Raw genomic sequence first — 25186 nt, 5'->3', positions numbered from 1 at the left:
GCGTGTTGCGCGGGTGAGAAGAGGATCAAAATTATGTGTGGAATTGTTGGATTGTATTTAAAGAACCCGGCGTTAGAGAGCCGTCTCGGTGAACTCTTTGAACCCATGCTGATCGCGATGACCGATCGTGGGCCAGACAGTGCCGGATTTGCCATCTACGGGGATGAAGTGGGTGAGGGTTGGACCAAACTGACGCTGCGGCATCCACAGGCCAGCTTTGATTGGGCGGGCTTAGCGGCACGCATGCAAGCGGATCTGGGTGTGGAGCTGGACTGGTTCCAAAATGCCAATGTCAGTGTCTTTAAAGTGTCCAGTGATGAAGCAAGCCTGCGTGCGTATTTGTCGGAGCAGGCTCCAAGTGTGCTGATTCTGAGTGTCGGCCAGTCGATCGAAATTCTGAAAGAAGTGGGCCTGCCCGAGCAGATTGCGGAAACTTTTCAACTGCGCAAGATGAAGGGCAGCCACATCATTGGCCACACGCGTATGGCCACCGAGTCGGCGGTCACCATGGAGGGCAGTCATCCCTTCTCAACCGGTATGGATCTTTGTTTAGTCCACAACGGTTCGCTGTCGAACCATAACCGCCTGCGTGAAAACCTTAAGCGTGAAGGCATACGTTTTGAAACCGAGAACGATTCAGAAGTAGCGGCCGGTTATCTGACCTGGCGTTTACGCCAGGGCGACAGTCTGCAAACCGCACTGGAACACGCTCTACAGGATCTTGATGGTTTCTTCACCTTCACCATCGGCACCCGTAATGGTTTTGCGGTGATGCGGGATCCGATTGCGTGCAAACCCGCCGTCCTGGCGGAAACAGAAGATTATGTGGCCATGGCGTCTGAGTATCAGGCGTTAACCACCCTGCCTGGGATTGAAAATGCCAAAGTTTGGGAACCTGAACCCGCTACTTTCTACATCTGGGAAAGGGATGCCTAAGGAGTTATCTGATGAAAAGCATAGATTTAGCTGTTGCTGAGGTACGTGAACTGAACCAAGCCCTGCATGATCAGGCGAGTGAATGTCTGGAGCGTGAGTGGGAGGTCTTAAACCCTAAGGGTCAGCATAACCTGGCGGTGGGTATCGATCAGAATTTGTCGGTCGAGGTGCGTGGACATGCCGGTTATTTCTGCGCCGGGATGAACAAAAAGGCCCATATCACGGTGCATGGTAATGCCGGTCAGGGGGTGGCGGAGAACATGATGTCCGGCACTGTGCGCATCAAGGGGGATGCTTCACAAGCCGCCGGTGCGACCGCACAAGGCGGGCTGCTGGTCATCGAAGGGAATGCCGGTGCCCGTTGCGGTATTTCGATGAAAGGGGTGGACATAGTGGTGAAAGGCAGTGTCGGTCACATGAGCTGCTTTATGGGGCAGTCCGGACGTTTGGTGGTGTGTGGTGATGCCGGAGAAGCGCTGGGCGATTCACTGTATGAAGTACGCATCTATGTCAAAGGGGAGGTGAAATCCTTGGGTGCAGATTGTATCGCCAAGGAGATGCGTCCTGAGCATTTGGAAGAACTGGCTGAGTTACTCAATCGTGCTGGGATCGATGAAGATCCGGCGCAGTTTAAACGCTACGGTTCGGCTCGCCAGCTGTATAACTTCAAAGTCGACAATGTGTCTGCTTATTAAGCCGCGCTAGCAAGAGGAAAAGATCATGAGCAATGAGACTAACTGGACTTCTGGGCTGCGTGAATCGGCCACCTTTGATCGCAACACCATGGCGGAGATACGTCGGGCTGCGGAAACCGGTATCTATGATATTCGTGGTTTTGGTGCAAAACGTAAGCTGCCGCATTTTGATGATCTGCTGTTTCTCGGGGCGAGCATGTCACGCTATCCCCTGGAAGGTTATCGCGAGAAGTGCAACACTTCGGTCACCCTGGGTACACGCTTTGCCAAAAAACCGGTGGTGCTGGATATCCCCGTCACCATCGCGGGGATGAGTTTTGGTGCCCTGTCGGCGAATGCGAAAGAAGCCTTAGGGCGTGGTGCATCGATTGCCGGCACCTCAACCACTACGGGGGATGGGGGCATGACGCCAGAGGAGCGCGGCCAGTCGAAAACGCTGGTGTATCAATACCTACCTTCACGTTACGGCATGAATCCCGATGATCTGCGCAAAGCGGATGCCATCGAAGTGGTACTGGGGCAGGGCGCCAAGCCTGGCGGTGGCGGTATGTTACTGGGCCAGAAGATCACCGATCGTGTCGCGCAGATGCGTAATCTACCTAAGGGGATCGATCAGCGTTCAGCTTGCCGTCACCCGGACTGGACTGGCCCAGATGATCTGGCGATCAAGATTCTGGAGCTGCGTGAAATCACCGATTGGCAGGTGCCTATCTACATTAAAGTGGGCGCTACCCGCACCTATTATGACGTCAAACTAGCGGTGAAGGCTGGCGCGGATGTGATCGTGGTGGATGGTATGCAGGGCGGAACGGCCGCCACGCAGGATGTTTTCATCGAGCATGTGGGGATTCCGACTCTCGCCGCGATTCCACAGGCGGTGCAGGCACTGCAGGAGATGGGCATGCATCGTAAGGTGCAGCTGATCGTCTCGGGCGGCATACGTAACGGCGCGGATGTGGCTAAGTGCATGGCCTTGGGTGCGGATGCGGTGGCAATCGGCACCGCGGCGCTGATTGCACTGGGCTGTAATCATCCGAAATATGACGAAGAGTTCCGCAAAATCGGCTCAGCAGCAGGCTTCTATGATGATTATCAGGAGGGTAAAGACCCTGCGGGTATCTCGACCCAAGATCCAGAGTTGTCCCAGCGTCTGGATCCTGTTGAAGGGGGACGCAAGCTGGCCAACTATCTGCGAGTACTGACATTGGAAGCTCAGACCTTAGCACGTGCCTGCGGCAAAAATGACTTGCGTAACCTGGAGCCGGAAGATCTGGTGGCACTCACCGTGGAGTCGGCGGCTATGGCGCGCGTACCTTTGGCTGGCACGCAATGGATTCCAGGTCAGGGTTTTTAAGAAGTCCAGACTTATAAGTCCAGGTTGCGGTGGCTCGGGAGGAGATTCCATGAGCCGCCGTCTCGCGAATCGAGTAGGAGAGGAGACACTTTTGGACAGCCAAATCATTGATGGTAAGGCGGTGGCTGCACGTTTACGTGCCAGCATCGCGCAGCAGGTGGCCGAGCGGGTAGAGCGCGGGGCTAGTGTCCCAGGATTAGCAGTGGTGTTAGTCGGAGAAGATCCCGCTTCCAGAGTCTATGTCGGCAGTAAGGTACGTGCTTGTGAAGAAGTGGGCTTTTTATCGCGTAACTTCAGCCTGCCGAAAAATACCGATCAAGCCTCCTTATTGGCCTTGATCGAACAACTGAACCAAGACCCAGAGATACATGGCATTCTGGTGCAGTTGCCGCTGCCTGAGCAGATTTCGGTGAATGCTGTGGTGGAAAAGATCGATCCCAGAAAAGATGTGGATGGTTTTCATCCCTATAACCTGGGGCGTTTAGCAGCGAAATCCCCGACCTTAAGACCCTGTACGCCTTATGGTTGTATGCGGCTCTTGCAGGCGTATGGTATCGATCCGACGGGCAAAAAAGCGGTGGTGGTGGGTGCATCCAATATCGTTGGCCGCCCCGTGGCGCTAGAGTTGTTGATGGCGGGAGCGACCGTCACCATCTGCCATTCGAAAACACAAAATTTGCCTGCCGAATTGGCACAGGCGGATATTGTAATTGCCGCCGTTGGCATTCCTGAATTCATTCAAGGGACGTGGTTAAAATCCGGCGCCGTGGTGATCGATGTTGGCATCAACCGTTTGCCTTCTGGAGCTTTGGTCGGGGATGTGGAGTTTGCCGGTGCACGTCAAACCGCCGCCGCGATCACCCCCGTTCCCGGTGGAGTCGGCCCCATGACGATTGCCTGTTTGCTGCAGAATACGCTAGAGGCCTGCGCTGCGCTGGAAGCAGTCTAGGTGAACCCTCCTCTTCGAGTGGCTCAATAGACTGCTGAGTCACTCAACTTCCTTCCTGTATTTTCAAATCATCGTTCCTATTGGTCACAAACTTTTTTCAATCACCAATATCTTTATTTTCGAGCCCATCAAATGAGCGTTTGCGCCAATCAGGTGCTTGCTGCTCTCGCGCATGCACCTCTTCTGCTCTCTTTTGGCACCAAAAATCAAGATTCTTATAAAAATCCTATAAAAAACAATAACAAGTATAATCTGGCTTGCTCTTTGCTTATTCCCTAAAGGAAATTAAATATCCTTTCAGTAAAAATAAAAGAGGTGCTAACCCCTCTTTTGGGTGCTGAAAGCTCTCTTAACCAGGAGTAAGTGAACGATGGAAAGCATGGTACTGGAGTTGGGTTATGCCCTCGATACCTTTTATTTCTTGATGTGTACGGCACTGGTGATGTGGATGGCAGCAGGTTTTGCCATGCTCGAATCCGGTCTGGTGCGGGCCAAGAATACAGTCGAAATTCTGAACAAAAATGCGCTGCTCTACGGTGTGGCCTGTATGGTCTATCTCGCGGTGGGTTACAACGTGATGTATCCAGAAAATCCGATCAGCTCGGTGATTCCGGGTTGGGGATTCCTTTTAGGTGAAGACAACAGCCTTGAGGACATCATGGCCGGTGAAGATGCACCTTATTACTCCAACATGGCGGACTTTATATTCCAAGCCGTGTTTGCTGCCGCAACCATGTCGATCGTCTCCGGTGCCGTGGCTGAAAGAATGCGTCTCTGGCCCTTCCTAGTCTTTGCCGTCTTTATGGTGGCCTTTATCTACCCTGTGGAAGGTTACTGGAAATGGGGGGGTGGTTTCCTCGATGAAATGGGCTTCCAAGATTTTGCCGGATCCGTGGTTGTACACATGGCGGGTGCCGCGGCGGCCTTGGCTGCGGTGATACTCGTGGGTGCGCGTAAGGGCAAATATGGCCCGAATGGAGAAGTGCGCGCGATTCCCGGAGCCAACTTACCTATGGCGACGCTGGGGATGTTTATCCTCTGGATGGGATGGTTTGGTTTTAATGGCGGTTCGGAACTCAAAATCGCGAATCTGGAAGAAGCCAATGCGGTCGCTAGAATCTTTGTGAATACGAATGCGGCGGCTGCAGCCGGGATGGTGACGGCGGCTATCTTTGCTCGCATTCTGTTTGGTAAAACGGATCTGACCATGACCATCAACGGCGCCCTTGCAGGTCTGGTAGCGATCACGGCTGAGCCTTTGTTGCCTTCTGCTGGACTGGCGACCCTGATCGGTGCTGTCGGCGGACTGGTTGTGGTCTGCTCAGTGTTGGCGCTGGATAAGCTACGTTTGGATGATCCGGTAGGGGCGATTTCAGTGCATGGTAGTGCTGGGATCTGGGGGATTTTTGCGGTGCTTTTAACCCACCCAGATGCCACCTTTATGGCACAGCTGATTGGCACCCTGGTCACCTTTGCTTGGATGTTCGGCATGAGCTTTGTTGTACTCTTGGTGATTAAGGCAGTCATGGGACTGAGAGTGAGCGATGAAGAAGAAGCCGACGGTATGGATCTGCATGAGTGTGGTATGCACGCCTATCCAGAGTTTGGCCCTGAGCATGTAAAGAAATAAGTTTGTAACCCTTGCCCTCCATCAAAGGCCCTACGGGGCCTTTTTCTGTAGCGGCCTATCCCTGGGTTGCCGCTGGAAAATGCTGAAGAATTTCCTGTTGTAAGCTTTTTAAATTGATCGGTTTGGTGAGAAAACCGTTCATACCCGCTTGCTGGCATTTTTCACGGTCTTCGGCAAATGCATTCGCCGTTAAGGCGAGAATAATTGGCTGATGAATATCCTCAAGACGGCGAATCACATAGGTGGCGGCCAAGCCATCCATGACCGGCATTTGCATATCCATCAGAATCAGATCAAAAAAATGTGATTGTATCTGATCGATAGCTTCTGAACCGTTTTCAGCGAGCCGGGCCTGAATCCCCATCTTCTCCAATAACTTTAATGTCAGCATTTGGTTCACAGGGTTGTCTTCGACGAGGAGGACACGCAGTTGATCGAGATTAGGTGTGGAGGTTTGTGCGGAATCTTGGTTGTCGGAATGCGGTTGTACTTGGGCTGCTTGAAAAGAAAAAAAGAAGGTACTGCCTTCACCGGCCTGGCTGTGTAAGCCCAGCTCCCCCTGCATGGCTTCAGCCAGGTGGCGGCAAATGACCAAACCTAGGCCGCTCCCCCCATAACGGCGTGAAATAGAACTGTCGACCTGACTAAAGGCTTGGAAGAGTCGCTCTCGTTGAGCGGGTGCGATGCCGATGCCCGTATCTCGCACATAGGCCTGCCAAAACTGGGGTGAATGATGATCGGGATGCCAACCCAGCGTAATTTCACCACGATGAGTAAACTTGATCGCATTCGACAGCAGATTAAAAAAAATCTGCCGCAGGCGGGTAGGATCACCTAGTAACCACTCAGGTAAATTGGGGCTGAGATCTAATGTAAAGCGGAGATTTTTCTGCTTGATCTGCGTGGAAAAAATTGCCTGCAATTCTTGAATGAGCTGCCCAGGACGGAAGGGGATCTGTTCCAGTTCCAGCTTGCCGGCTTCTATTTTGGAGACATCCAGAATATCGCTGATTAAGGACAGTAACGTTTGGCCGCAGCTGGTCAGTGTGTCCAGATAATGGTGTTGCTCAGAATTGAGCGGGGTGGACTTGAGCAGTTCGGTCATACCTAGCACACCGTTAAGCGGTGTGCGGATTTCATGGCTCATGGTGGCGAGAAATTCACTTTTCGCTTGAGTTGCTTGTTGAGCACGGCTCAAAGCCGTAGAGAGCTCTTCGGTACGCTCGGCAATACGGACTTCCAACTCTTGAGCCAGGTGTTGTAAACGCTGATTGGCTTGAAACAGCTCTAGGCTTTTGGCTTCCAGTAGTTGTTCGGCTTCTTTACGTGCACGACGCTCGCGCTCTAATCGCTTGGCCCAGCGATTTTCCAGCTTTTCTAGTTCCGTATTGAAATCCAGCATCAGACTGTAAAACTCAGGGGGTAGATGGGCGAGTTAATAGGAAGCGTGTGGAATCGGCACTGAGTTCTTCACGTTGAATCAGGATCTGTTCTTTAAAGTGCTGAGCGCAGCCTGCAATTAACCCTTCTGCCAGGTCGGCAAAATGGCGCGATGAGTGGTAGATCATCTCCAACTGATCGCCGTCACGCTGGCAATCAAAGCGTGGCAGTTGCGCATCGGGGTAGAGTTTCAGGACTTCTGGATGAATGAAGTCTTCCACCTGGGCAAGAAAGCTAAAAGCATCTTCCACACCGTCAAAAAAAGTAGGGTAACGTTGATAAAAAACAGAAAAGAGATGGCGACCAAAAGCCTGAACCAATTCAGTCGGTGCGTTGCCGGTGCGCTTTGCCAAAGCCAACACCATATCCACGAGCTCTTGATGATCGTAAATGCCCACCGCCGTATAAGCCCCCCCTGATGCAGGATCGGCATCCTCAAGGATGTCATCCACCATATCGGCCGAGAAGGTGGTTTCGACCATCTCTAAAAACTCAGTGAAGACCATACCTTTCATCGCAACCCCCTCGATTTATTATTTTGAAAAAGTCTCGCCTTAGCCCTGTGTAATTGCAAGGTTTTTCATTAGACGCACCGATGAGGAAGGTAGGCCAAGTGAAGTGGAATCGAGACGTTAACCAAGCGACCGATGAGTGCGCGAGATGAAGAGAGAGTTGGTTAAAATTTAAACAACTTCCCACAGCCAAGCCTGAGTCGGGCTTAGGCCTCTTTTCCCCCGAGCTGTCCCCGCTTTATTCACAGGATTATGCAGTGAATTTGTGCATAAACACTTATCCACATCTTTGATCGGACCAAAAATGTAAAATTTCAGTCTTAATGCGGGCAGCAGGCGTAATACCTCAGGTGTCAAGCGGATGAAGCTGTGTGTAAGCCTTGTGGAGAATGTGCATAAACTGTGTTTTTTTAGGGAAAACAGCAGCCATGTCAACATCTAGCAGGTTTAGTGATTGGTCTTGGAAGAGGTGATGTCTTAAAGAGAAGTGACGTCTTAAAGAAAAGGGGTGAGCGAAAAGATGCGGTGGATGAGGCGGTCGATCGATGCGGTGCATTTATGAACACTATGCTTGATATAAGAAATGGCAATTGGCATCATATATCTATTAGAAATAATCTTATAACTCAAACTTAATCTGTAGGGAGGTCCTATGAACCCGAGCCAAGCATCTTCAAGCCGCCCACAGGTGACGGCTTTTTTTGATGAGCCAACCAATACCTTCAGTTATGTTGTGCGAGATCCGAACTCTCAGGCCTGTGCCATCATCGACTCGGTACTGGATTTTGATTATGCCTCTGGGCGCACGGATGTGCGTTCAGCCGATGCCATCATCGCGTTTGTACGCGCAGAAGGGCTCGAAGTGGAGTGGATTCTGGAAACCCATGTGCATGCTGACCATCTGTCAGCCGCACCTTATCTGCATCAGCACCTCGGCGGTCAAACCGGCATAGGTGCACAGATCGTGGCCGTACAGGAAATCTTTGGCAAAGCCTTTAACGCCGGCACGGAGTTCGCTCGTGACGGTAGCCAGTTTGATCGTCTTTTTGTTGAAGGTGATCGTTTTCAGATTGGGCAGTTGCAAGGCGATGTGCTGCATACCCCGGGCCATACACCGGCCTGCTTGACCTATGTGATCGGGGATGCTGCTTTTGTCGGGGATACCCTGTTTATGCCGGACTATGGTACGGCACGTTGTGATTTCCCAGGTGGGGATGCACGTGTGCTCTATCGCTCCATTCAGAAGGTGTTGTCTTTGCCAGACACGACACGTTTGTTTCTGTGCCATGACTATAAAGCGCCGGGGCGCGATGAGTACCATTATGAAACGACCGTTGCAGAGCAGCGTGCACAGAATATCCATGTGCACCAAGGCATTAGTGAAGAGGAGTTTGTGCGGATGCGCACGGAACGTGATGCCACTCTCGACATGCCACGTCTGATTCTGCCTTCGGTGCAGGTCAACATGCGCGCGGGTGAGATGCCTCCGGCAGAAGAGAATGGTCAGGTGTACTTAAAAGTACCGATCAATCTGTTTTAAGCCCTTGTCGACTCAGTCTATCGAGAGATCAGAATCCGGTCTGGCCAGGGTGGCCAGACTCTAGGCTTTTTAGGTTGGAGACATCGCAGATGAATTGGAAGCGCCATCTACCCATTCTACAGTGGCTGCCCGAATACCAGCGCACCACCTTCAGCAGCGATCTGCTGGCTGCGGTGATCGTGACCATCATGCTGATTCCACAGTCTCTCGCCTATGCGATGCTGGCCGGGTTACCGCCTGAAGTCGGCCTCTACGCCAGCATCACGCCGCTGTTTCTCTATGCGATTTTTGGCAGCAGCCGAACTCTGGCGGTGGGGCCGGTGGCGGTCATCTCATTGATGACGGCTGTGGCGGCCGGAAATCTGGCGGTACAAGGCAGCAGTGAGTATATCGGTGTTGTCCTAGTGTTAACCCTGATGTCGGGCCTAATGCTGACCCTTATGGGGTTAGCACGCTTAGGGTTTCTGGCCAATTTTCTGAGCCATCCGGTGATTTCAGGTTTTATTACCGCTTCGGGTTTAATTATTGCCGCCAGTCAGCTCAAACATCTTTTGGGGGTCTCAGCGAATGGCCATAATCTGTTGGAGCTGTTGCTGAGCTTGTTTGCGGTTTTAGACCAGGTGAACGCGCCCACACTGGTGTTGGGGCTGGGTAGCCTGGTGTTTCTTTATGCCGCACGTTTAGGGCTCAAACCCGCACTCTTAAAGCTCGGTTTGGGTGCTCGCTTGGCGGATCTCCTAACCAAAGCGGCACCGATTCTAGCGGTGGCGGTCACGACCTGGCTGACCTATGCCTTGCGTTTGGATCTACAGGGGGTGGCGGTGGTGGGTGAGATCCCATCGGGTTTGCCGCCTTTGACTCTGCCCAGTTTGGAGTGGGGCTTGTGGCAGCAGTTGTTTTTAGCGGCGTTGTTGATCAGCATTGTGGGCTTTGTGGAGTCGGTTTCTGTCGGCCAGACGCTGGCGGCAAAGCGTCGGCAGCGCATCGATCCAAATCAGGAACTGACCGGTTTGGGGGCTTCCAATATCGGTGCGGCTTTCACCGGTGGTATGCCTGTGACCGGCGGTTTTTCACGTTCAGTCGTCAATTTTGATGCCGGTGCCGAAACCCCCTTAGCCGGTGCATTTACCGCTGTGGGGATTTTGTTGGCGGCGCTTTTTCTGACGCCTTTAATCGCTTACTTACCGATTGCGACCTTGGCCGCCACCATTATTGTGGCCGTGTTGTCCTTGGTGGACTTTAAAGCGGTGCAGCATACCTTCCATTATTCACGCAGTGATTTTGCCTCCATGCTGGCAACGATTCTGGTGACGCTGATCGAAGGGGTTGAGGCGGGTATTTTGGTCGGTGTGACACTCTCTCTGTTGATGCATCTGTACCGCACCAGCCAGCCACACAGTGCTGTGATTGGGCGTGTGCCGGGCAGTGAACACTTTCGTAACATTGAGCGCCATGAGGTGGAAACGGAGTCTCATCTAGCGATTTTACGCATCGATGAGAGCCTGTATTTCGCTAATGCGCGTTATCTTGAGGATCGTGTCATGGATCTGGTGGCGCAGCAGCCACAATTAAAACATCTGGTACTGGCCTGTCAGGCGATCAATCATATTGATGCTTCGGCTCTGGATAGCTTGGAAACCATCAATGCACGCCTAAAAGATGCCGGTGTGGTGCTGCATCTGGCCGAGGTGAAGGGGCCGGTGATGGATCGTCTACAACATACCGAGCTGTTACCCTCGCTGCAAGGGCAGGTGTTTATCAGTACTTTTGCGGCTTGGGAAGCGTTACATCAGCTGTCCGCACTGGAGCCTGCACAGTCCTCTTCCGGTACTCAGCCTACCCAGCCACAACCCACGCACTAGGCTCCTTCGTTGGTACTGAGTAGCTACTGAAAAGGTGCTGAAAAGGTACTGAATCCCGCCTATTCTCTGGGCTGGCACTTGCGTCTTGAGTGCCAGCCAACTAGAACTCATCATAGATTTTCCATGAGGTGATGAGGATGCGCTTGCTTATTTTGCTGATGCTGTGCGGCCTAGGTGCGGTTCAAGCTCAGGCGGACTCACAGTACAGTCAGTATATCGATTCGGATAAACGGATTAAGTGTCTCTATGGTTACGTCGCAGGAAAAACGGGTGACCACGCCACGGCAATCCAAATCTTTGAAGATTGTATTGCGCGTTGGGACGACGTGTATTCGATGATCTGGTTAGCTCAGATTTATGAGTCCGGAGTCGGTGTACCCCAGGATCTTGTGTATGCAACCGAACTGATGCGCCGAGGTGCGGAGCAAGAGGGGCCTTACACCTCTTTGGCACGTTATCACTATGCTTTGGCCTTATTCGAAGGCAAAGGGGTGGAAGTGGATCAGATGGCGGGACAGCACTGGATGCAACAAGCTGCTGCGGAAGGCTTCACCGCTGCGCGTGTCTATCTCAGCGAGCGGGGTTTGGCACTTCCAGCGCTGAATCCTGAACAAGAGGGTGAAGAGCCCTAATCTGAGTCCTGCTTTTCTACGTAGCTTGCCGAGTGAGTTTCTACGTAACTTTCTATGTAACTGTCTAGATAAACCTGCTCTGATAACAGGCGTAAGGGGCGAGTAGGAGAGGGATGCAAGAGCGTTTTGCCTTTATCAGTTTGGCCCTTTCTGGGCCAAGGCCGACACGTGATCGCATCCGCTCTCTGGCGCTGGTGCTGGTCGATGATGATCAGCGGGTCGCGCAATGGCAGCTGGATCTGCATGCGTCGAGCGCCTTATCCGGGGAGCAAGCGCATGAGCTGATGGTGCGTTTATTGGGGCGGCGTTTGGTGGCGCGCAATGCACGTTTGACTTTAGCGTTTCTGCGTAATGCACTGCGCCTACGTGGTGATGATCTTAAGGCTCGCGATATCCTCTGTTACACGCGTTTAAAAAACCAGCTAAATCTCACCTCTGTGGTGCGGTCTCCCACCACTACGATGTTTGAAGCGCCGGGGACAGACGCCGCGGCCTTGGCACTTTTCCACGACTGGCAGAGTTTACGCCAACAGGCTGCGCCAGAGATGTGGCAAGCCGCTTTGGATAAACAAAGACGTTTACCCAGTTGGCCTGCTCAGCTCAAGCGCGAGTTGTATTCAGCCCTACCGGAAACACCGGGTGTTTATCTTTTTTACGGTGAGCACTCGGCACTTCTTTATGTCGGCAAGAGTATCAACCTGCGGGCGCGTATTCTGTCACATTTTGCCGATGATTTTCGCCATGACAAGGAGATGCGTTTAGCGCAGCAGGTACAGCATATCGAGTGGGAAGAGACGGCGGGTGAGGTGGGTGCCTTGATTCGTGAAGCGCAACTGGTGAAAGCACGGATGCCGCTGTTCAACCGACGCTTACGCCGCACTTCGCGTCTCTACACCTATTATTGGTCAGCCGAGGTCGATGCACCGCCAAAATTGGTTGAACTGACACAGGCCTATATCGAGCATGCCGGTCAGCACTTTGGTCTCTTCCGCCGACCGCAGCAGGCAGAAGCTGCATTGCGTCAGCGTATCGAAGCTGATCAGCTCTGCCCTAAGCTTTGTGGTTTGGAGCACAGCCGTGGTGCTTGTTTTGCCTATGCTTTAGGCCGTTGCCGAGGGGCTTGTTGCCAGCAGGAAAGCCTGGCCAGTCATCAACAGCGCTTAGCGCAGGCCCTGGCCAGTCTGCAGTTAGCGGTCTGGCCCTATCCGGGCGCGATTGCCTGGCGTGAAGGTCAGGGGCCTTATCATTGGCACCTGGTAGATCAATGGTGTTACCTGGGGCGTATTGAGGCGGAGCAGCTGCCAGAGCAAATCCCTCTTGAGGCGGCTGTGCGCCTCGATCTCGATCTCTACGCTATTTTGCGTCGCGCTTTACAAGACTCGACAGAATGGGTGGATATCTCGCAGCGTGTGCTTAAAAAAGATGGCGATAGGCCAGCAGTGTCTGGGCTTCCAGCATAAACACACCGTTGCCACCCTGCTCAAACTCCGCCCAAATAAAAGGCACTTCAGGATAGGCTTCACGCAGATGAGCTTCACTGTTGCCCACTTCCACAACCAGCAATCCATCTTCTTCTAAATAGTCGGAGGCTTCGCGCAGAAGCTGGCGGGTTAATTCCAAACCATCTTCACCGGAGGTCAGAGCCAGTGTCGGTTCATGGCCATACTCTTTTGGCATCTCAGCAAAATCTTTGGCATCCACATAGGGCGGATTGCTGACGATCAGATCGTAGCGGCGGCCTTTGAGAGCCTGGAACAGATCACTTTTGATAGCGACTACACGCTGGCCAAGTTCATGGCGCTGAATGTTGCGCTCAGCCACGTCCAAGGCTTCTGGGGAGATATCCACAAGATCGACCTTTGCTTCTGGAAACGCATACGCACAGCCTATACCGATACAGCCACTACCGGTACACAGATCCAGAATGCGTGTCACATCACCGGGGCGCAACCAGGGGCTGAACTCGTTCTGAATCAGTTCGGCAATGGGTGAGCGTGGAATCAGCACCCGCGAATCCACATAAAAGGGCATGCCCAGATACCAGGCTTCGCCGGTGATGTAAGGCAGAGGTAAACGCTCTTCGGTACGGCGGCGGATAAACTCCAGCACACGTAAACGCTCGGCTTGGGTCAAACGCGCATCTAACACGCCCGGATTGGCATCCCAGGGCAGATGCACTGCATTCAGCACAAGCTGGACTGCTTCATCCCAAGGATTGTCGGTGCCATGACCATAATAGATCCCATGTTGTTGGAAACAACTCATCGCCCAACGGATGTAATCGCGGAGGCTCTGCAGTTCTTGGCTGAGGTCTTGATCGGAAGCGGTCATGGCGGGCAATCCTTAGAGCTGGAGGTGGAGACTCAAGCGCAAGCTGAGTGTGGCTGCATACTAGGCAGCCATGCTCAGGGTGTCAATCAACCGGCTTCTGTGCCGGTGTAGGGATGGGTCTGCTGCCAGTGTTGGGCAATCTCAAGACGGCGCGTCACCCACACTTGATCATGCGATTGCACATAGTCGAGGAAGCGTTGCAAGGCTCGGAAACGTCCAGGGCGACCGATCAAACGACAATGCAAGCCGACAGACATCATCTTGGGGCGCTCTGCCCCTTCTGCATAGAGCACATCAAAACTGTCTTTTAAGTAGCGGAAAAACTCATCACCCTCGGCAAAACCTTGTGAAGAGGAAAAACGCATATCATTGCAGTCCAGCGTGTAGGGCAGGATGAGGTGAGGTTTCTGAGAACCATCACTCAGGCTGACCTCTGTCCAGAAGGGCAGATCATCGCCGTAATAATCCGAGTCATAGAGAAAACCACCTTGCTCAACCAGTAAGCGCCGTGTGTTGGGGGAGTCTCGTCCAGTGTACCAGCCCAGCGGGCTGTGGCCGGTCAGTTCGGTCAGAATACGCACGGCTTCTTGCATATGCGCACGCTCCTGTGCTTCCGGCATCTGCTGGTAGTGAATCCAACGTAGACCATGACAGACGATGTCACAGTTTAGGCGCTGAAACTCTGCCACCAGAGAAGGATGGCGTTGCATCGCCATGGCCACCGCAAAGATGGTTAAGGGCAGTTGACGGCGTTCAAATTCGGCCAGAATGCGCCACACCCCGGCTCGCGAACCGTATTCATAGATAGACTCCATGCTCAGATGACGATCAGGGTAAGGCGTGGGTGAAGCCATTTCGGAAAGGAAGGTTTCGGCATGGGCATCGCCATGCAGCACCGACATTTCACCGCCTTCTTCATAATTCAGAACAAAGTTGAGCGCAAGACGCGCCTGACCAGGCCATTGGGCGTGAGGCGGTTGACCGGCATAACCGACCAGATCACGTGGGTAAGCTGTATCACTCATGGTGTTGATTTTCCTGCAAGCATCCGCTCGGATTCGACATCTTGGCAACTATACTGCATAACATAACACTGAGTCCTTGCCAGCACACCCCGCTGAGCAGCCCTGATCTCAAGGAGAGGCGACGCGCATGATCGGTTTTTTTCTCAATCAGCGATGGATCGAAGTGGATGATGTTGCACCGGAGATGACACTGCTGCAATTTTTACGCACTCATCTTATGCATCGAGGTAGCAAAGAAGGGTGTGCATCCGGTGATTGTGGCGCTTGTACGCTGGTTTTAGCTGAGCCTGTAAAAAAGGGGCAAGGAGGATGGCGTTTAGACTATCGCAGTCTTAACAGTTGTATCACCTATCTAGGGCAGGTGAATGGTTGCCAGGTGATCACGGTTGAGGGCTTACAAGCCCCGGATGGTCGGTTACATCCGGTCCAGCAACAGATGGTGGAGCAGCATGCGTCGCAGTGCGGTTTTTGTACGCCGGGTTTTGTCATGTCTTTGTTTGCGTTGGATAAAGAAAAGGCGAAACCGAGTCGCCTTGAGGTGGAAGAAGCCTTATCTGGCAACCTCTGTCGCTGTACCGGTTATCGCCCGATTCTGGCGGCGGCACAGGGATTAACGCAACAACCCGATCACTTCACCCAGGCAGAGGCCCAGGTGGCCGAACATTTGTGGCATTGGCGTCAGCAACATATGGGCGCTCTACACCAGGAGGATCGGGCCTTCTTGCAGCCACGTGATTGGGAGGAGTGGCAGCAGAGTTGCCAGGCTCATCCAGACGCCCGCTTTTTGGCCGGAGGAACGGATCTGGCTTTGGAAACAACCCAAGCATTACGCGCCTTTTCTCTGATCGACCTCTCACGTTTAGCCCTCCTGCAGCAACTGCGCTGTGATGAGGCGTATTTCTTGATCGGAGCCGCCGTCACCTACCAGCAAGCGCATGCCTTTTTGACGCAACACCTGCCTCTGCTGGCCAAGCTGATGCCACGCTTGGGCTCTCGCCAGATACGGAATGCCGGGACGTTTGGCGGCAATATCGTGAATGCCTCCCCGATCGGAGATACGCCTCCGGTGCTGCTGGCCTTAGAGGCAAAATTGGTGTTTTGGCATCAGGGGCAAGAAGCTTCTTGTCAGATGACAGACTTTTTTGTGGCCTATCGGCGCACCGCTTTACCCCCTTCGGCGCTGTTGCTGCGGATCGAAATTCCACGTCCCCGACTGGCACCTGGACAGAGCCAGTTTCAACGCGTGTATAAGGTTTCTAAACGCCGGGATGATGATATATCTGCTGTCTGTCTGGCGCTGAATTTGACCCTGGAATCGGGGCGTATTCTTGCGGTTCGAATCGGCTTGGGGGGCATGGCGGCAACCCCTATTCGTGCTTATGCCGCGGAGTCTGCGCTGCAAGGGCAAGTGTTTGATCAGGCAGCGGTGCAAGCGGCACAGCAGGCCTTGGCGGAAAGCTGTGAGCCCTTGAGTGATGTCCGTGCTTCAGCGGCGTATCGTTTGCGACTGGTACAAAATCTTTTGCAGCGTGCGTTGCTGGAGTATGAGCAGGGCCACTCTATGGAGGTGGATCAATATGCGACAGTTGACTAAACCCGCCAACACAGCACTTGATGAGCCGCAGGGGCAGGTCGGGGAGGCGGTCGCACATGACAGTGCCCAGCGCCATGTCACCGGCCAAGCACTCTATGTGGATGATCTGCCTGAACCGCGCGGTACACTCTATGCGGCCGTGATCTGCAGTGAGATTGCGCAGGGTCGGATCATGTCGATGGACTTGGACGCTGTGCGCCAAGCGCCGGATGTGGAGGCTCTGCTAACCCTGGCCGATGTGCCTGGAGAGAATGATATTGGCCCGGTCTTTCCCGGTGATCCTCTGCTGACATCTGATCAGATCGCCTATTACGCTCAACCCATTGCGTTGGTTGCCGCACGGTCTGAATGGCGGGCACGCCAGGCCGCGCAATTGGCACGTATCGACTATGCTCCCGAGACACCCTTGCTCGATCCGCTTGAGGCGCTGGCACAAGAGGCGTTATTACGCCCGAGTCATCAGATGCAACGCGGAGACCTAGATTCAGTGTTGGCGCAGAGTGAGCGGCAACTCCAGGCCGAGATGCACGCAGGTGGCCAAGAGCATTTTTATTTGGAAGGGCAGGTCTCTTTAGCGCAACCCACCGAAGAGGGTGGGATGTTGATTTTTACCTCCAGCCAGCATCCGACTGAGGTACAAATGCTGGTCGCTCAGGTGTTGGCGATCCCCTTTAGTCAGGTCACGGTTGAGGTGCGACGTATGGGGGGAGGCTTTGGCGGAAAAGAGACGCAAGCGGCCTCTTGGGCCTGTTTGGCGGCTTTAATGGCACAGAAAACAGGCCGAGCGGTGAAACTGAGGCTACCGCGTCAGCAGGATATGCGCATGACCGGTAAACGCCATCCTTTTATCAATCGTTATCACGTGGCGATGGATCACGCAGGACAGATTCAGGCGGCCGATATTGAAGTGATCGGAGATGGCGGGCATTCACCGGATTTGACCGATGCGATTGTCGATCGTGCGATGTTTCATGCCGACAACGCTTATTACTTGCCTCAGGTCCGCATACGTGGCCATAGAGTGCGCACCGCTTGTGTGTCGCATACCGCCTTTCGAGGTTTTGGGGGCCCTCAAGGAATGCTGATCATCGAACGTGCGATGGATGATATCGCCCGGCATCTTGCGCTGGATCCCCTCGATGTACGCAAGCGTAATCTCTATGGTGTTCGAGGTGAGATTACGCCCTATGGCCAAAAGGTCGAACAGCCCATACTGCCCTTGATCGAGGCACTGGAGCAGAGCAGTGATTACCGTGCGCGGCGTCAGGAGATCAGGCGTTGGAATCAAGCCCATCCTTGTTTATGCCGAGGTTTAGCGCTGACACCGGTGAAGTTTGGTATCTCTTTCACTCTGCAGCATCTGAATCAAGCGGGTGCTTTGCTGCATCTCTATACCGATGGCAGTGTGCAGCTGAACCACGGCGGTACAGAGATGGGGCAGGGACTGCATACCAAGGTTGCGCAGGTGGTGGCCAGCACGCTTGGCATACCTTTATCACGCATACAGATCACCGCAACGCGTACCGATAAGGTGCCGAATACCTCCCCGACTGCAGCCTCCAGTGGTGCCGATCTAAATGGGAAAGCGGCACAAGCGGCAGCACTGACGTTGAAACAACGCCTGACCGAGTTTTGGGCAGAGGCGCAAGGCGTGCCTGAGACATCGATCCAGTGGAGTCAGGGCCAGGTATTTTGGGGCGAAGATCAAGCTCTCTCCTTTACCGAGCTGGTTCAGGCGGCTTACCAGGCACGCATCTCCCTGTCTGCCACCGGTTATTACCGTACTCCGAAAATCTATTACAACCGGGCTCAGGCTCAAGGCCGCCCTTTTTTCTACTTTGCTTTGGGCGCTGCGGTATCGGAAGTTTTGGTTGACCGGCTCACCGGAGAGTATCGTGTTTTGCGCACGGATATTTTGCAGGATGTGGGTGAAAGTCTGAATCCGGCCTTGGATATCGGGCAGATCGAAGGAGGCTTTATTCAAGGTATGGGTTGGCTGACATCTGAAGAGCTGGTGTGGAATGACCAGGGGCGTTTACTCAGTGATACACCGGCGACCTATAAGATTCCCACCATCTCGGATACCCCGCCGATTTTTAAGGTCGCCCTCTATCCCTGTCCGAATCCCGAGGCCAGCATTTATCACTCAAAAGCGGTGGGTGAACCGCCATTGATGTTAGCGATTTCGGTTTGGAGTGCCTTGCGTGATGCCATCAGCAGCCTGAGTGATTATCGCCTTAGCCCGGAGCTTGATCCTCCCGCGACCCCGGAAAAAGTCCTTTGGGCGATTGAAGATCTGCAGCGGCGCTTAGGCGGTGTCGCATGAAGCCTTGGAGTGAGGCGTTAGCTAGGTATCAGCAGTTGGGCCAGGCGCATGTACTGATCAGCGTCATCAGCCGTGATGGTTCTGTGCCACGCGAGCCGGGTAGCAAGATGTTGGTCAGTCGCGATGAAGCGGTGGATACGATTGGCGGGGGACATCTTGAATACCGTGCTTTGGCCTATGCCCGCACTTTGTTACAAGCGGGACAGGCGTGTCAGCGCTTACAGCAGTTCCCACTGGCCGCCAGCTTAGGCCAGTGTTGCGGTGGACAAGCCACACTTTTGTTTGAAGTCTTTCCGGCTGAGGCCAAGCTTTGGTTATTTGGTGCGGGGCATGTGGGGCGTGCCTTGTCTGTGATCTTGTCGGAGTTGCCGGTGTGTCTGCATTGGGTCGACAGTCGTGCTGCCGAGTTTCCAGCGGTGCTGCCTGCTGGAGTGCAGGTACATTGTCCGGAACGGGTATTGGATCTGCTGGATCAGATAAACGCCCAGGATTCGGTTTTGGTGATGACACATCGCCATGACTTGGATTATGACCTGTGCTTGCAGCTCTTAAAGCGCTCACATCCGGGCTGGATCGGTTTGATCGGTTCACGCACAAAAGCGGCACGTTTTCGGCATCGTTTTCGGCATGCCGGTATCCAGACGCAGCAGCTGGCTTCTTGGCAATGTCCGGTGGGCTTGCCTGAGGTGGCCGGTAAACGTCCGATGGAGGTGGCGGTCTCGATAGCCGGTCAATTGATTCAGAACTACCAAAGCGCAGCGGCAGAGAAACCCCGCCATGCGGGGTTAGAGGCGGCGGACTTAGCACTCTGGACGCAGCTACAACACACCTCTTTACTGGATTGGGAAACAAAATGACCTTAGCCGAATTTAATCAAGCAGAGACCGATTCAGCCCGTGAGCTGCTGGCGAACTGCTGTGTCAGTCGTGCCTGGATTCAAACGATGTTGGCTTGCCGACCCTTTGTGAATGTAGATGATTTGTTGGTCAAAGCCGCAGAGATCTGGTTGCAGCTGGAGGCTTCCGACTATCTCGAAGCCTTTACCGGGCATCCACAGATCGGAGATTTGGCTTCTTTACAGGCCCGTTATGCACAGACCCAAGCCTTGGCTGCGGCTGAACAGAGCGCTGTGCAAAGTGCCGGTCCTGAAGTGTTGCAGGCTCTAGCCGCTGCCAATGCTGAGTATTTGGATCGATTTGGTTACATCTTTATTGTCTGTGCGCAGGGAAAAAGTGCGCTGGAGATGTTGACCTTGTTGCGTGCACGCCTGTTGCATTCGAGTGAAGATGAATTGAGATTGGCAGCGGCAGAGCAAAGCAAAATTACACGCTTACGCCTGTTGCAGGCCTTGGCTTCAGCGCGTAGTGCGCCCGGCCAGATCACCACCCACGTCTTGGATACCGCCCGCGGCGTGCCTGCCCAGGGTATTCTTTTGCATCTCTTGCAACACCGAGAGCAGGCTTGGCATCCTTTGGCGCTGGGCATCACTAATACCGATGGTCGGGTAATGGATCTGTTACTGCCAGAACAGCGTTTGCCTGCAGGACGTTACCGGATGCGCTTTGAATTAAGTCCTTATTGGCAGGCGCAGCAGCAGAGGACTTTTTATCCACAGGTGGAGATAGAGTTTTGTGTTGAGGAAAGCGGCGCGCATTACCACATTCCGCTGTTACTCAGTCCCTTTGGTTACTCGACCTATCGGGGATCATGATGACTCAAGCGTATCGAGCATCCATCTTGTATTGTCTAGATGAACCGGCACGTGTCGGGGCGGCGGCCTATCGGTACCATGAAGAGGGGCTACTCTGGGTCGAGAACGGTCGGGTACGGCAGGTCGGTGATTATGCGCAGCTGGCACCGACGCTGCCAACGAGTGTGGAGATCATTGATTATTCGGGTTATCTCCTGACGCCCGGATTTATTGATACCCATGTGCATTATCCTCAGTTACCGATGATCGCCTCCTATGGTGCACAACTGCTGGATTGGCTAGAGACCTATACCTTTCCCACCGAGCTAGGCTTTGCCGAGTATGACTATGCTTTGCAGATCGCTGAGGCTTTTTTAGATGAGCTGTTACGCAACGGCACCACCAGCGCTTTAGTCTTTGCGACCGTCCATCCGGCTTCGGTCGAGGCTTTTTTTACCGCGGCACAGGCACGCAAGTTACGCATGATCGCCGGTAAGGTTTTGATGGATCGACACGCCCCAGCGGGCTTGTGTGAAGAGCCTGAAACCGCCTATCACACCTCACAGGATTTAATTCAGCGTTGGCATGGCCAAGCCCGTTTAGCCTATGCCGTTACACCACGCTTCGCGCCCAGTTGCTCCCCGGAACTCCTAGACGTGGCGGGAAGCTTATTACAGGCCGACAGCAGTCTTTATTTACATACCCATTTGGCGGAGAGCACAGCTGAAGTGCGCTGGGTCGCTGAGTTGTTCCCAGGGGCTCAGCATTATCTGGATGTGTATGAACGTGCTGGTCTGCTCGGGGCGCGCAGTGTTTTGGCTCATGGCATTCATCTCTGTGAGGGCGCCTGCCAACAACTTTCTCGTACCTCTTCGGTGCTGGCGCACTGCCCCAGCTCGAACCTGTTTTTGGGTTCGGGCTTATTCCCGATGCGACGTTATCAGGAGCAGGGTATTCGCATCAGTCTTGGCACCGATGTGGGCGCGGGCACCAGTTTTTCCATGTTAAAAACACAAGGGGATGCCTATCGAGTGCAGCAGTTGCAGGGTGAGTTGTTAGAGCCGATGCAGGCCTTTTATCTGGCCACGCTCGGCGGTGCCCGCGCCCTAGCACTGGAGCAGCAGTTGGGCAGTTTACAACCGGGGCAAGAAGCTGATTTTATTCTTCTGGATCCGCAAGCAACGCCCTTGTTGGCGCAGCGTTATGCACAGAGCCAATCGATAGCCGATACACTTTTTATGTTGAATCTGCTCGGTGATGATCGAGTGATTGCCGCCACTTATATTTTGGGTGAGCTGGCTTGGAAGAGGGCGGTTACATGCTAGATCCTTATTGGAGTGAATGGTTACATCTTTTACTGCGCTTATTGCATGTGATTACGGCCATCGCCTGGATAGGTGCCTCCTTTTATTTTGTCTGGTTGGATAACTCGCTCGAAACGCCTCCCGCCTGGAAACAGAAAAAAGGGATTAAAGGTGATCTTTGGGCGATTCACGGCGGCGGTTTTTATGAAGTGGCCAAGTATCAATTAGCGCCGAAGCAGATGCCGAAGCATCTACACTGGTTCAAATGGGAGGCCTATTCCACCTGGATCACCGGCATGTTGCTGCTGACGCTGATGTATTATGTCGGTGCCAGTAGTTACCTGATTGATCCAAGTAAAACCGATCTTGGGACAAGCGCGGTGATCCTGATCGGTGTCTTGTCGATTCTGGGAGGCTGGGGTGTCTATGAAGGCCTGTGTCGAACGCCTCTGGCGCATCGGGGCTGGCAATTGGGGCTGGTCTGCGTGGGTTTATTGACCGCTTTGGCTTGGGCTTTAAGCCAAGTGATGGGGGATCGTGCTGCGTATATCCATATCGGGGCTTTGATTGGAACCTGTATGGCGGGCAATGTTTGGCGGTCTATCATGCCGGCTCAGCGTGCGCTGGTGGCGGCGGTGGCGCGTGGTGAAGCGCCGGATCCCCGCTATGGTTTGGAAGCCAAACGCCGCTCCACTCATAACAACTATGCCACCCTCCCTGTTTTGCTGATCATGCTCAGTAACCACTTTCCGATGACCTATGCCCATCCAGACGGCTGGGCTATTCTAGGGGCTTTAATGTTGATCGGTGCCTGGGCACGGCATTTCTTTAATCTACGTCATCATGGCATCGTCAAACCCTGGATACTGATCTCAGCGTTCTGCGCTTTTATGGCTTTGGCCTGGTGGGCAAAACCGGCACCGATACAGCTGCCGGATCTGGGTGAGGTGCATGTCAGTGATCAACAAGCGGTGGCTATCGTGCAGGAGCGCTGCGCGACCTGCCATAGCCCTACGCCTTCGGATGATATTTTTCGAGTCTCGCCGGGTGGTATTTTCCTACATGATCAAGCATCGATTCTGCGCCTTATCGATCGAATTGAAGCACGCAGCATTCATACTCAGGATATGCCGTTTTTAAACAAGACAGGCATGACGGATGCTGAGCGTGCACTCTTGGCAGGCTGGATCGCACAGCTAAGGCGCAGTGATGCGCCTTAAACGGCTCGATTCGATGGATGGCGGGATGGGTGCTCTAGGGGGAGAGGCCACATCCCTTAAGCAAGACCTGGGTTAAGGTTTCGAGAGCCTGCTCATAATCTTCATCTTCCAACGTTTCTTTGCCCAGCGCTGCGGCGATTTGTACGGCAAAATCAGCATAGTGCTGAGTGGATGACCAGAGCAAAAACATCAGATGTGCCGGGTCCACTCGATCCATCTTGCCTTGATCCATCCAGGTCTTAAACACCTGAGTATGGGATTCAAACCAGGCCTGAAAGTCTTCATGGAAATAGCGCTGCATATGCGGTGCACCGGCCAGAATCTCGCTGGCAAAAATGCGTGAAGCGATCGGATGTAAACGTGAGAATTCGATTTTTTGGCGCAGATATTCACGCAGAGCCGTTGCCGGCTCGTCCTCGGCTCGTAGTTCACTTAGGGTGGAATCCCAAAGCTCAAAGATGTTGCTGAGTACGGCAATGTAGAGACTGATTTTATTTTTGAAGTAATAGTGCAGATTGGCTTTTGGCAGGCCGGCGCGCAGAGCAATCTTGCCGATGCTCGCACCTTTAAATCCACAAGTGGCAAACTCGATTTCTGCGGCGCTTAGAATCAGGGCTTCATTTTGTTGGCGAATGCGTCCAGCGGGTTTATCAGCAGGCTGAAACTCAAGACTCGAAAACACGGGCGACTCCTAAGCGAGAGATCTGGAGGGGCAGAAGTATAACGAAAAAACACCCAAGGGTCTGAACGGGATGGATGACTTATCCAGTTTCTTTTGTTTATGCTAGGCGACTGTCTCAACAAAAACCTCATGGGTATTCATTCGCAGCAAGGTTTAGCAAGGGAGTTAAACGTGGCAAGCGCAGCATCACAGACCTCTGAAGCAACTCAACTGCCCGTGTTAATGGCACGGCAACCTATTTACACCAAAAGTCAGGATGTGGCTGCTTACGAGCTGTTGTTCCGTGACGAAGAGGGAAATTTTGTCCAAGGTCTTAAAGATGACGATGCCACCCTAGAGGTGTTGTTGAATACCTACTCAGGTATCAGTAAAGAGGGTAAACCTGAGAGTGTACCCTTTTTTCTGAAAGTGACGGATCAGGTGCTGCTGAGTGAGTCGATTCCAGATCTGCCGCGTCACCGCTTTGTCCTCGAGCTCCTTTCGCATACTGAGGTCACACCGGTACTGATCAAGCGTTTACAAGAGTTGGCTCAGGCGGGATATCGTTTGGCGCTTTCGGGTTTTGACCCCGCCGATAATAAATTCTTCCCGCTGTTAAAAATCATCCACGTGTTGAAGCTGGATATCCAGTTGATCGGCCTGGAGCGTATCCCTGGCTTGGTGCAGAAGCTGAAACCTTTTAACCTTGAGCTATTGGCCGACAAGGTGGAGACGCAGGATGAGTTTCGCCAGTGTTTGGAGATGGGATTTGCGCTCTACATGGGTTACTTCCTGAGTAAACCGACACTGGTGCGTGGTCGCAAAATCACCGGGAATAAGTTGATCTTGCTGGAGCTTCTAACCGAGTTGCAACGTCCGAACGCGACTGCAGAATCGGTGCAGCAGATCGCCCTCAAGGATGCTGCACTGACCTATAAAATTCTGCGCGTCGTGAATTCTGCGGCGTTTAATATGCAGCGCGAAATCAGCTCTTTATCCCATGCGATTGCGCTTTTGGGTATGGATCAGATCCGACGTTGGGTGATGCTGTTTCTCAGCAAAAGTGACAACGGTAAACCCGATGAGCTGACACGCAATATGCTGGTGCGTGGGCGTATGTGTGAAATCCTGGCAGAACTGACTCAGCATTCCGAGCCTTTGGATTATTTTATCGTGGGTTTGTTGTCCCAGTTAGATGTACTGATGGACACCGATATGGAAACCCTGATGACTCAGGTGCCGTTGCAGCAACCGATCAAAGATGCGCTGTTAGGACGCTTAGGCGAGCATGGTAAGTTGTTGAAAGAGGTAGAGATTTACGAGCGAGGCGAGTTTGAATCCCTGCACCATCTGGTGGAAAAACCTTTTTACGAAGTGGCCTATCGGCACAGTTTGAAATGGGCAGAGCAGGTTCTGCAAGCGATGAGTAACTGAAATTATGCATCATGTATAATGGTAGAAAACTCGACTGAAAAAGCGATTGAT

General features: G+C 53.2%; 21 protein-coding genes. 16 read left to right on the top strand and 5 right to left on the bottom strand.

Going from position 1 to position 25186, the window contains the following annotated elements; translation table 11 throughout:
* Positions 1-33 precede the first annotated feature (33 nt).
* The 5 genes from E1H14_RS09140 (at position 34) to E1H14_RS09120 (ending at position 5564) form a co-directional block, all read left to right on the top strand.
* On the top strand, positions 34-936 hold the full coding sequence (locus E1H14_RS09140) for a class II glutamine amidotransferase (protein ID WP_149391160.1): 903 nt from the start codon (positions 34-36) through the stop codon (positions 934-936).
* An 11-nt stretch (positions 937-947) separates the two neighbouring features.
* Positions 948-1631 carry a GltB/FmdC/FwdC-like GXGXG domain-containing protein gene (locus E1H14_RS09135; protein WP_149391159.1) on the top strand — a complete coding sequence of 228 codons (684 nt, stop codon included), beginning with the start codon at positions 948-950 and terminating at the stop codon, positions 1629-1631.
* A gap of 25 nt (positions 1632-1656) precedes the next feature.
* Positions 1657-2985, top strand: coding sequence for an FMN-binding glutamate synthase family protein (locus E1H14_RS09130; RefSeq protein WP_149391158.1), 1329 nt, complete (start codon positions 1657-1659; stop codon positions 2983-2985).
* Between the two features lie 49 nt (positions 2986-3034).
* Positions 3035-3934, top strand: coding sequence for a bifunctional methylenetetrahydrofolate dehydrogenase/methenyltetrahydrofolate cyclohydrolase FolD (folD, locus tag E1H14_RS09125; RefSeq protein ID WP_149391157.1), 900 nt, complete (start codon positions 3035-3037; stop codon positions 3932-3934).
* A 370-nt stretch (positions 3935-4304) separates the two neighbouring features.
* The gene (locus E1H14_RS09120) at positions 4305-5564 is read left to right on the top strand and encodes an ammonium transporter (protein ID WP_149391156.1); all 1260 of its coding nucleotides are present in this window, start codon (positions 4305-4307) and stop codon (positions 5562-5564) included.
* 55 nt (positions 5565-5619) lie between these two features.
* Here E1H14_RS09120 and E1H14_RS09115 read toward each other — a convergent pair whose 3' ends face one another.
* Together E1H14_RS09115 and E1H14_RS09110 are read right to left on the bottom strand one after the other, a co-directional pair.
* Positions 5620-6966, bottom strand: a complete 1347-nt coding sequence (locus E1H14_RS09115) for a response regulator (RefSeq protein WP_149391155.1) — start codon at positions 6964-6966, stop codon at positions 5620-5622.
* A 13-nt stretch (positions 6967-6979) separates the two neighbouring features.
* Entirely contained in the window at positions 6980-7519 is a 540-nt protein-coding gene (locus E1H14_RS09110) for a heme NO-binding domain-containing protein (RefSeq protein ID WP_149391154.1), read from the bottom strand.
* A 649-nt stretch (positions 7520-8168) separates the two neighbouring features.
* On the opposite strand from E1H14_RS09110, the gene E1H14_RS09105 reads away from it, so the two are divergent.
* The 4 genes from E1H14_RS09105 (at position 8169) to E1H14_RS09090 (ending at position 13010) form a co-directional block, all read left to right on the top strand.
* Complete coding sequence (locus E1H14_RS09105) at positions 8169-9056, top strand: MBL fold metallo-hydrolase (RefSeq protein WP_149391153.1); 888 nt, start codon at positions 8169-8171, stop codon at positions 9054-9056.
* An 89-nt stretch (positions 9057-9145) separates the two neighbouring features.
* Positions 9146-10918 carry a SulP family inorganic anion transporter gene (locus tag E1H14_RS09100; RefSeq protein ID WP_149391152.1) on the top strand — a complete coding sequence of 591 codons (1773 nt, stop codon included), beginning with the start codon at positions 9146-9148 and terminating at the stop codon, positions 10916-10918.
* Positions 10919-11055: 137 nt separating this feature from the next.
* Positions 11056-11550, top strand: coding sequence for a tetratricopeptide repeat protein (locus tag E1H14_RS09095; protein WP_149391151.1), 495 nt, complete (start codon positions 11056-11058; stop codon positions 11548-11550).
* Positions 11551-11663: 113 nt separating this feature from the next.
* Positions 11664-13010 carry a GIY-YIG nuclease family protein gene (locus E1H14_RS09090; RefSeq protein WP_149391150.1) on the top strand — a complete coding sequence of 449 codons (1347 nt, stop codon included), beginning with the start codon at positions 11664-11666 and terminating at the stop codon, positions 13008-13010.
* Here the strand turns inward: E1H14_RS09090 and prmB are convergent.
* Entirely contained in the window at positions 12964-13881 is a 918-nt protein-coding gene (gene prmB, locus E1H14_RS09085; protein ID WP_149391149.1) for a 50S ribosomal protein L3 N(5)-glutamine methyltransferase, read from the bottom strand. The genes E1H14_RS09090 and prmB overlap by 47 nt on opposite strands.
* A gap of 86 nt (positions 13882-13967) precedes the next feature.
* Positions 13968-14906: an allantoinase PuuE gene (gene puuE, locus E1H14_RS09080; protein WP_149391148.1), complete on the bottom strand. Its 939-nt coding sequence runs from the start codon at positions 14904-14906 to the stop codon at positions 13968-13970.
* 127 nt (positions 14907-15033) lie between these two features.
* Between puuE and xdhA the strand changes: the two genes are divergently transcribed.
* Genes xdhA through E1H14_RS09050 form a run of 6 tightly spaced genes read left to right on the top strand, consistent with a single transcriptional unit; the run spans position 15034 to position 23040 of the window.
* The gene (gene xdhA / locus E1H14_RS09075; RefSeq protein ID WP_149391147.1) at positions 15034-16500 is read left to right on the top strand and encodes a xanthine dehydrogenase small subunit; all 1467 of its coding nucleotides are present in this window, start codon (positions 15034-15036) and stop codon (positions 16498-16500) included.
* Positions 16484-18826: a xanthine dehydrogenase molybdopterin binding subunit gene (xdhB, locus tag E1H14_RS09070; RefSeq protein WP_149391146.1), complete on the top strand. Its 2343-nt coding sequence runs from the start codon at positions 16484-16486 to the stop codon at positions 18824-18826. Before xdhA ends, xdhB begins: the two co-directional genes overlap by 17 nt.
* Positions 18823-19683 (top strand): xanthine dehydrogenase accessory protein XdhC, encoded by an 861-nt coding sequence (gene xdhC, locus E1H14_RS09065; protein ID WP_149391145.1) that lies wholly within the window; start codon positions 18823-18825, stop codon positions 19681-19683. The genes xdhB and xdhC overlap by 4 nt, the downstream gene beginning before the upstream one ends.
* Positions 19680-20537 (top strand): 2-oxo-4-hydroxy-4-carboxy-5-ureidoimidazoline decarboxylase, encoded by an 858-nt coding sequence (gene uraD, locus E1H14_RS13280; RefSeq protein ID WP_149391144.1) that lies wholly within the window; start codon positions 19680-19682, stop codon positions 20535-20537. Before xdhC ends, uraD begins: the two co-directional genes overlap by 4 nt.
* Positions 20537-21841 (top strand): guanine deaminase, encoded by a 1305-nt coding sequence (guaD, locus tag E1H14_RS09055; protein ID WP_200834076.1) that lies wholly within the window; start codon positions 20537-20539, stop codon positions 21839-21841. Before uraD ends, guaD begins: the two co-directional genes overlap by 1 nt.
* A complete protein-coding gene (locus tag E1H14_RS09050) occupies positions 21835-23040 on the top strand; it encodes a urate hydroxylase PuuD (protein ID WP_149391142.1) in 1206 nt (401 codons plus the stop codon). Before guaD ends, E1H14_RS09050 begins: the two co-directional genes overlap by 7 nt.
* Before the next feature lie 34 nt (positions 23041-23074).
* On the opposite strand, the gene E1H14_RS09045 is transcribed toward E1H14_RS09050, so the two are convergent.
* Positions 23075-23722: a TetR/AcrR family transcriptional regulator gene (locus E1H14_RS09045; protein WP_149391141.1), complete on the bottom strand. Its 648-nt coding sequence runs from the start codon at positions 23720-23722 to the stop codon at positions 23075-23077.
* A 171-nt stretch (positions 23723-23893) separates the two neighbouring features.
* Here E1H14_RS09045 and E1H14_RS09040 point away from each other — a divergent pair, with 171 nt between their 5' ends.
* Positions 23894-25135, top strand: a complete 1242-nt coding sequence (locus E1H14_RS09040; protein WP_235017430.1) for an EAL and HDOD domain-containing protein — start codon at positions 23894-23896, stop codon at positions 25133-25135.
* Positions 25136-25186 lie beyond the last annotated feature (51 nt).

This window comes from Nitrincola tapanii (assembly GCF_008368715.1).
Classification (GTDB): Bacteria; Pseudomonadota; Gammaproteobacteria; order Pseudomonadales; family Balneatricaceae; genus Nitrincola; species Nitrincola tapanii.
Note: the sequence above shows the minus strand (reverse complement) of the source record. Positions and strands in the feature narration are given on the sequence as shown.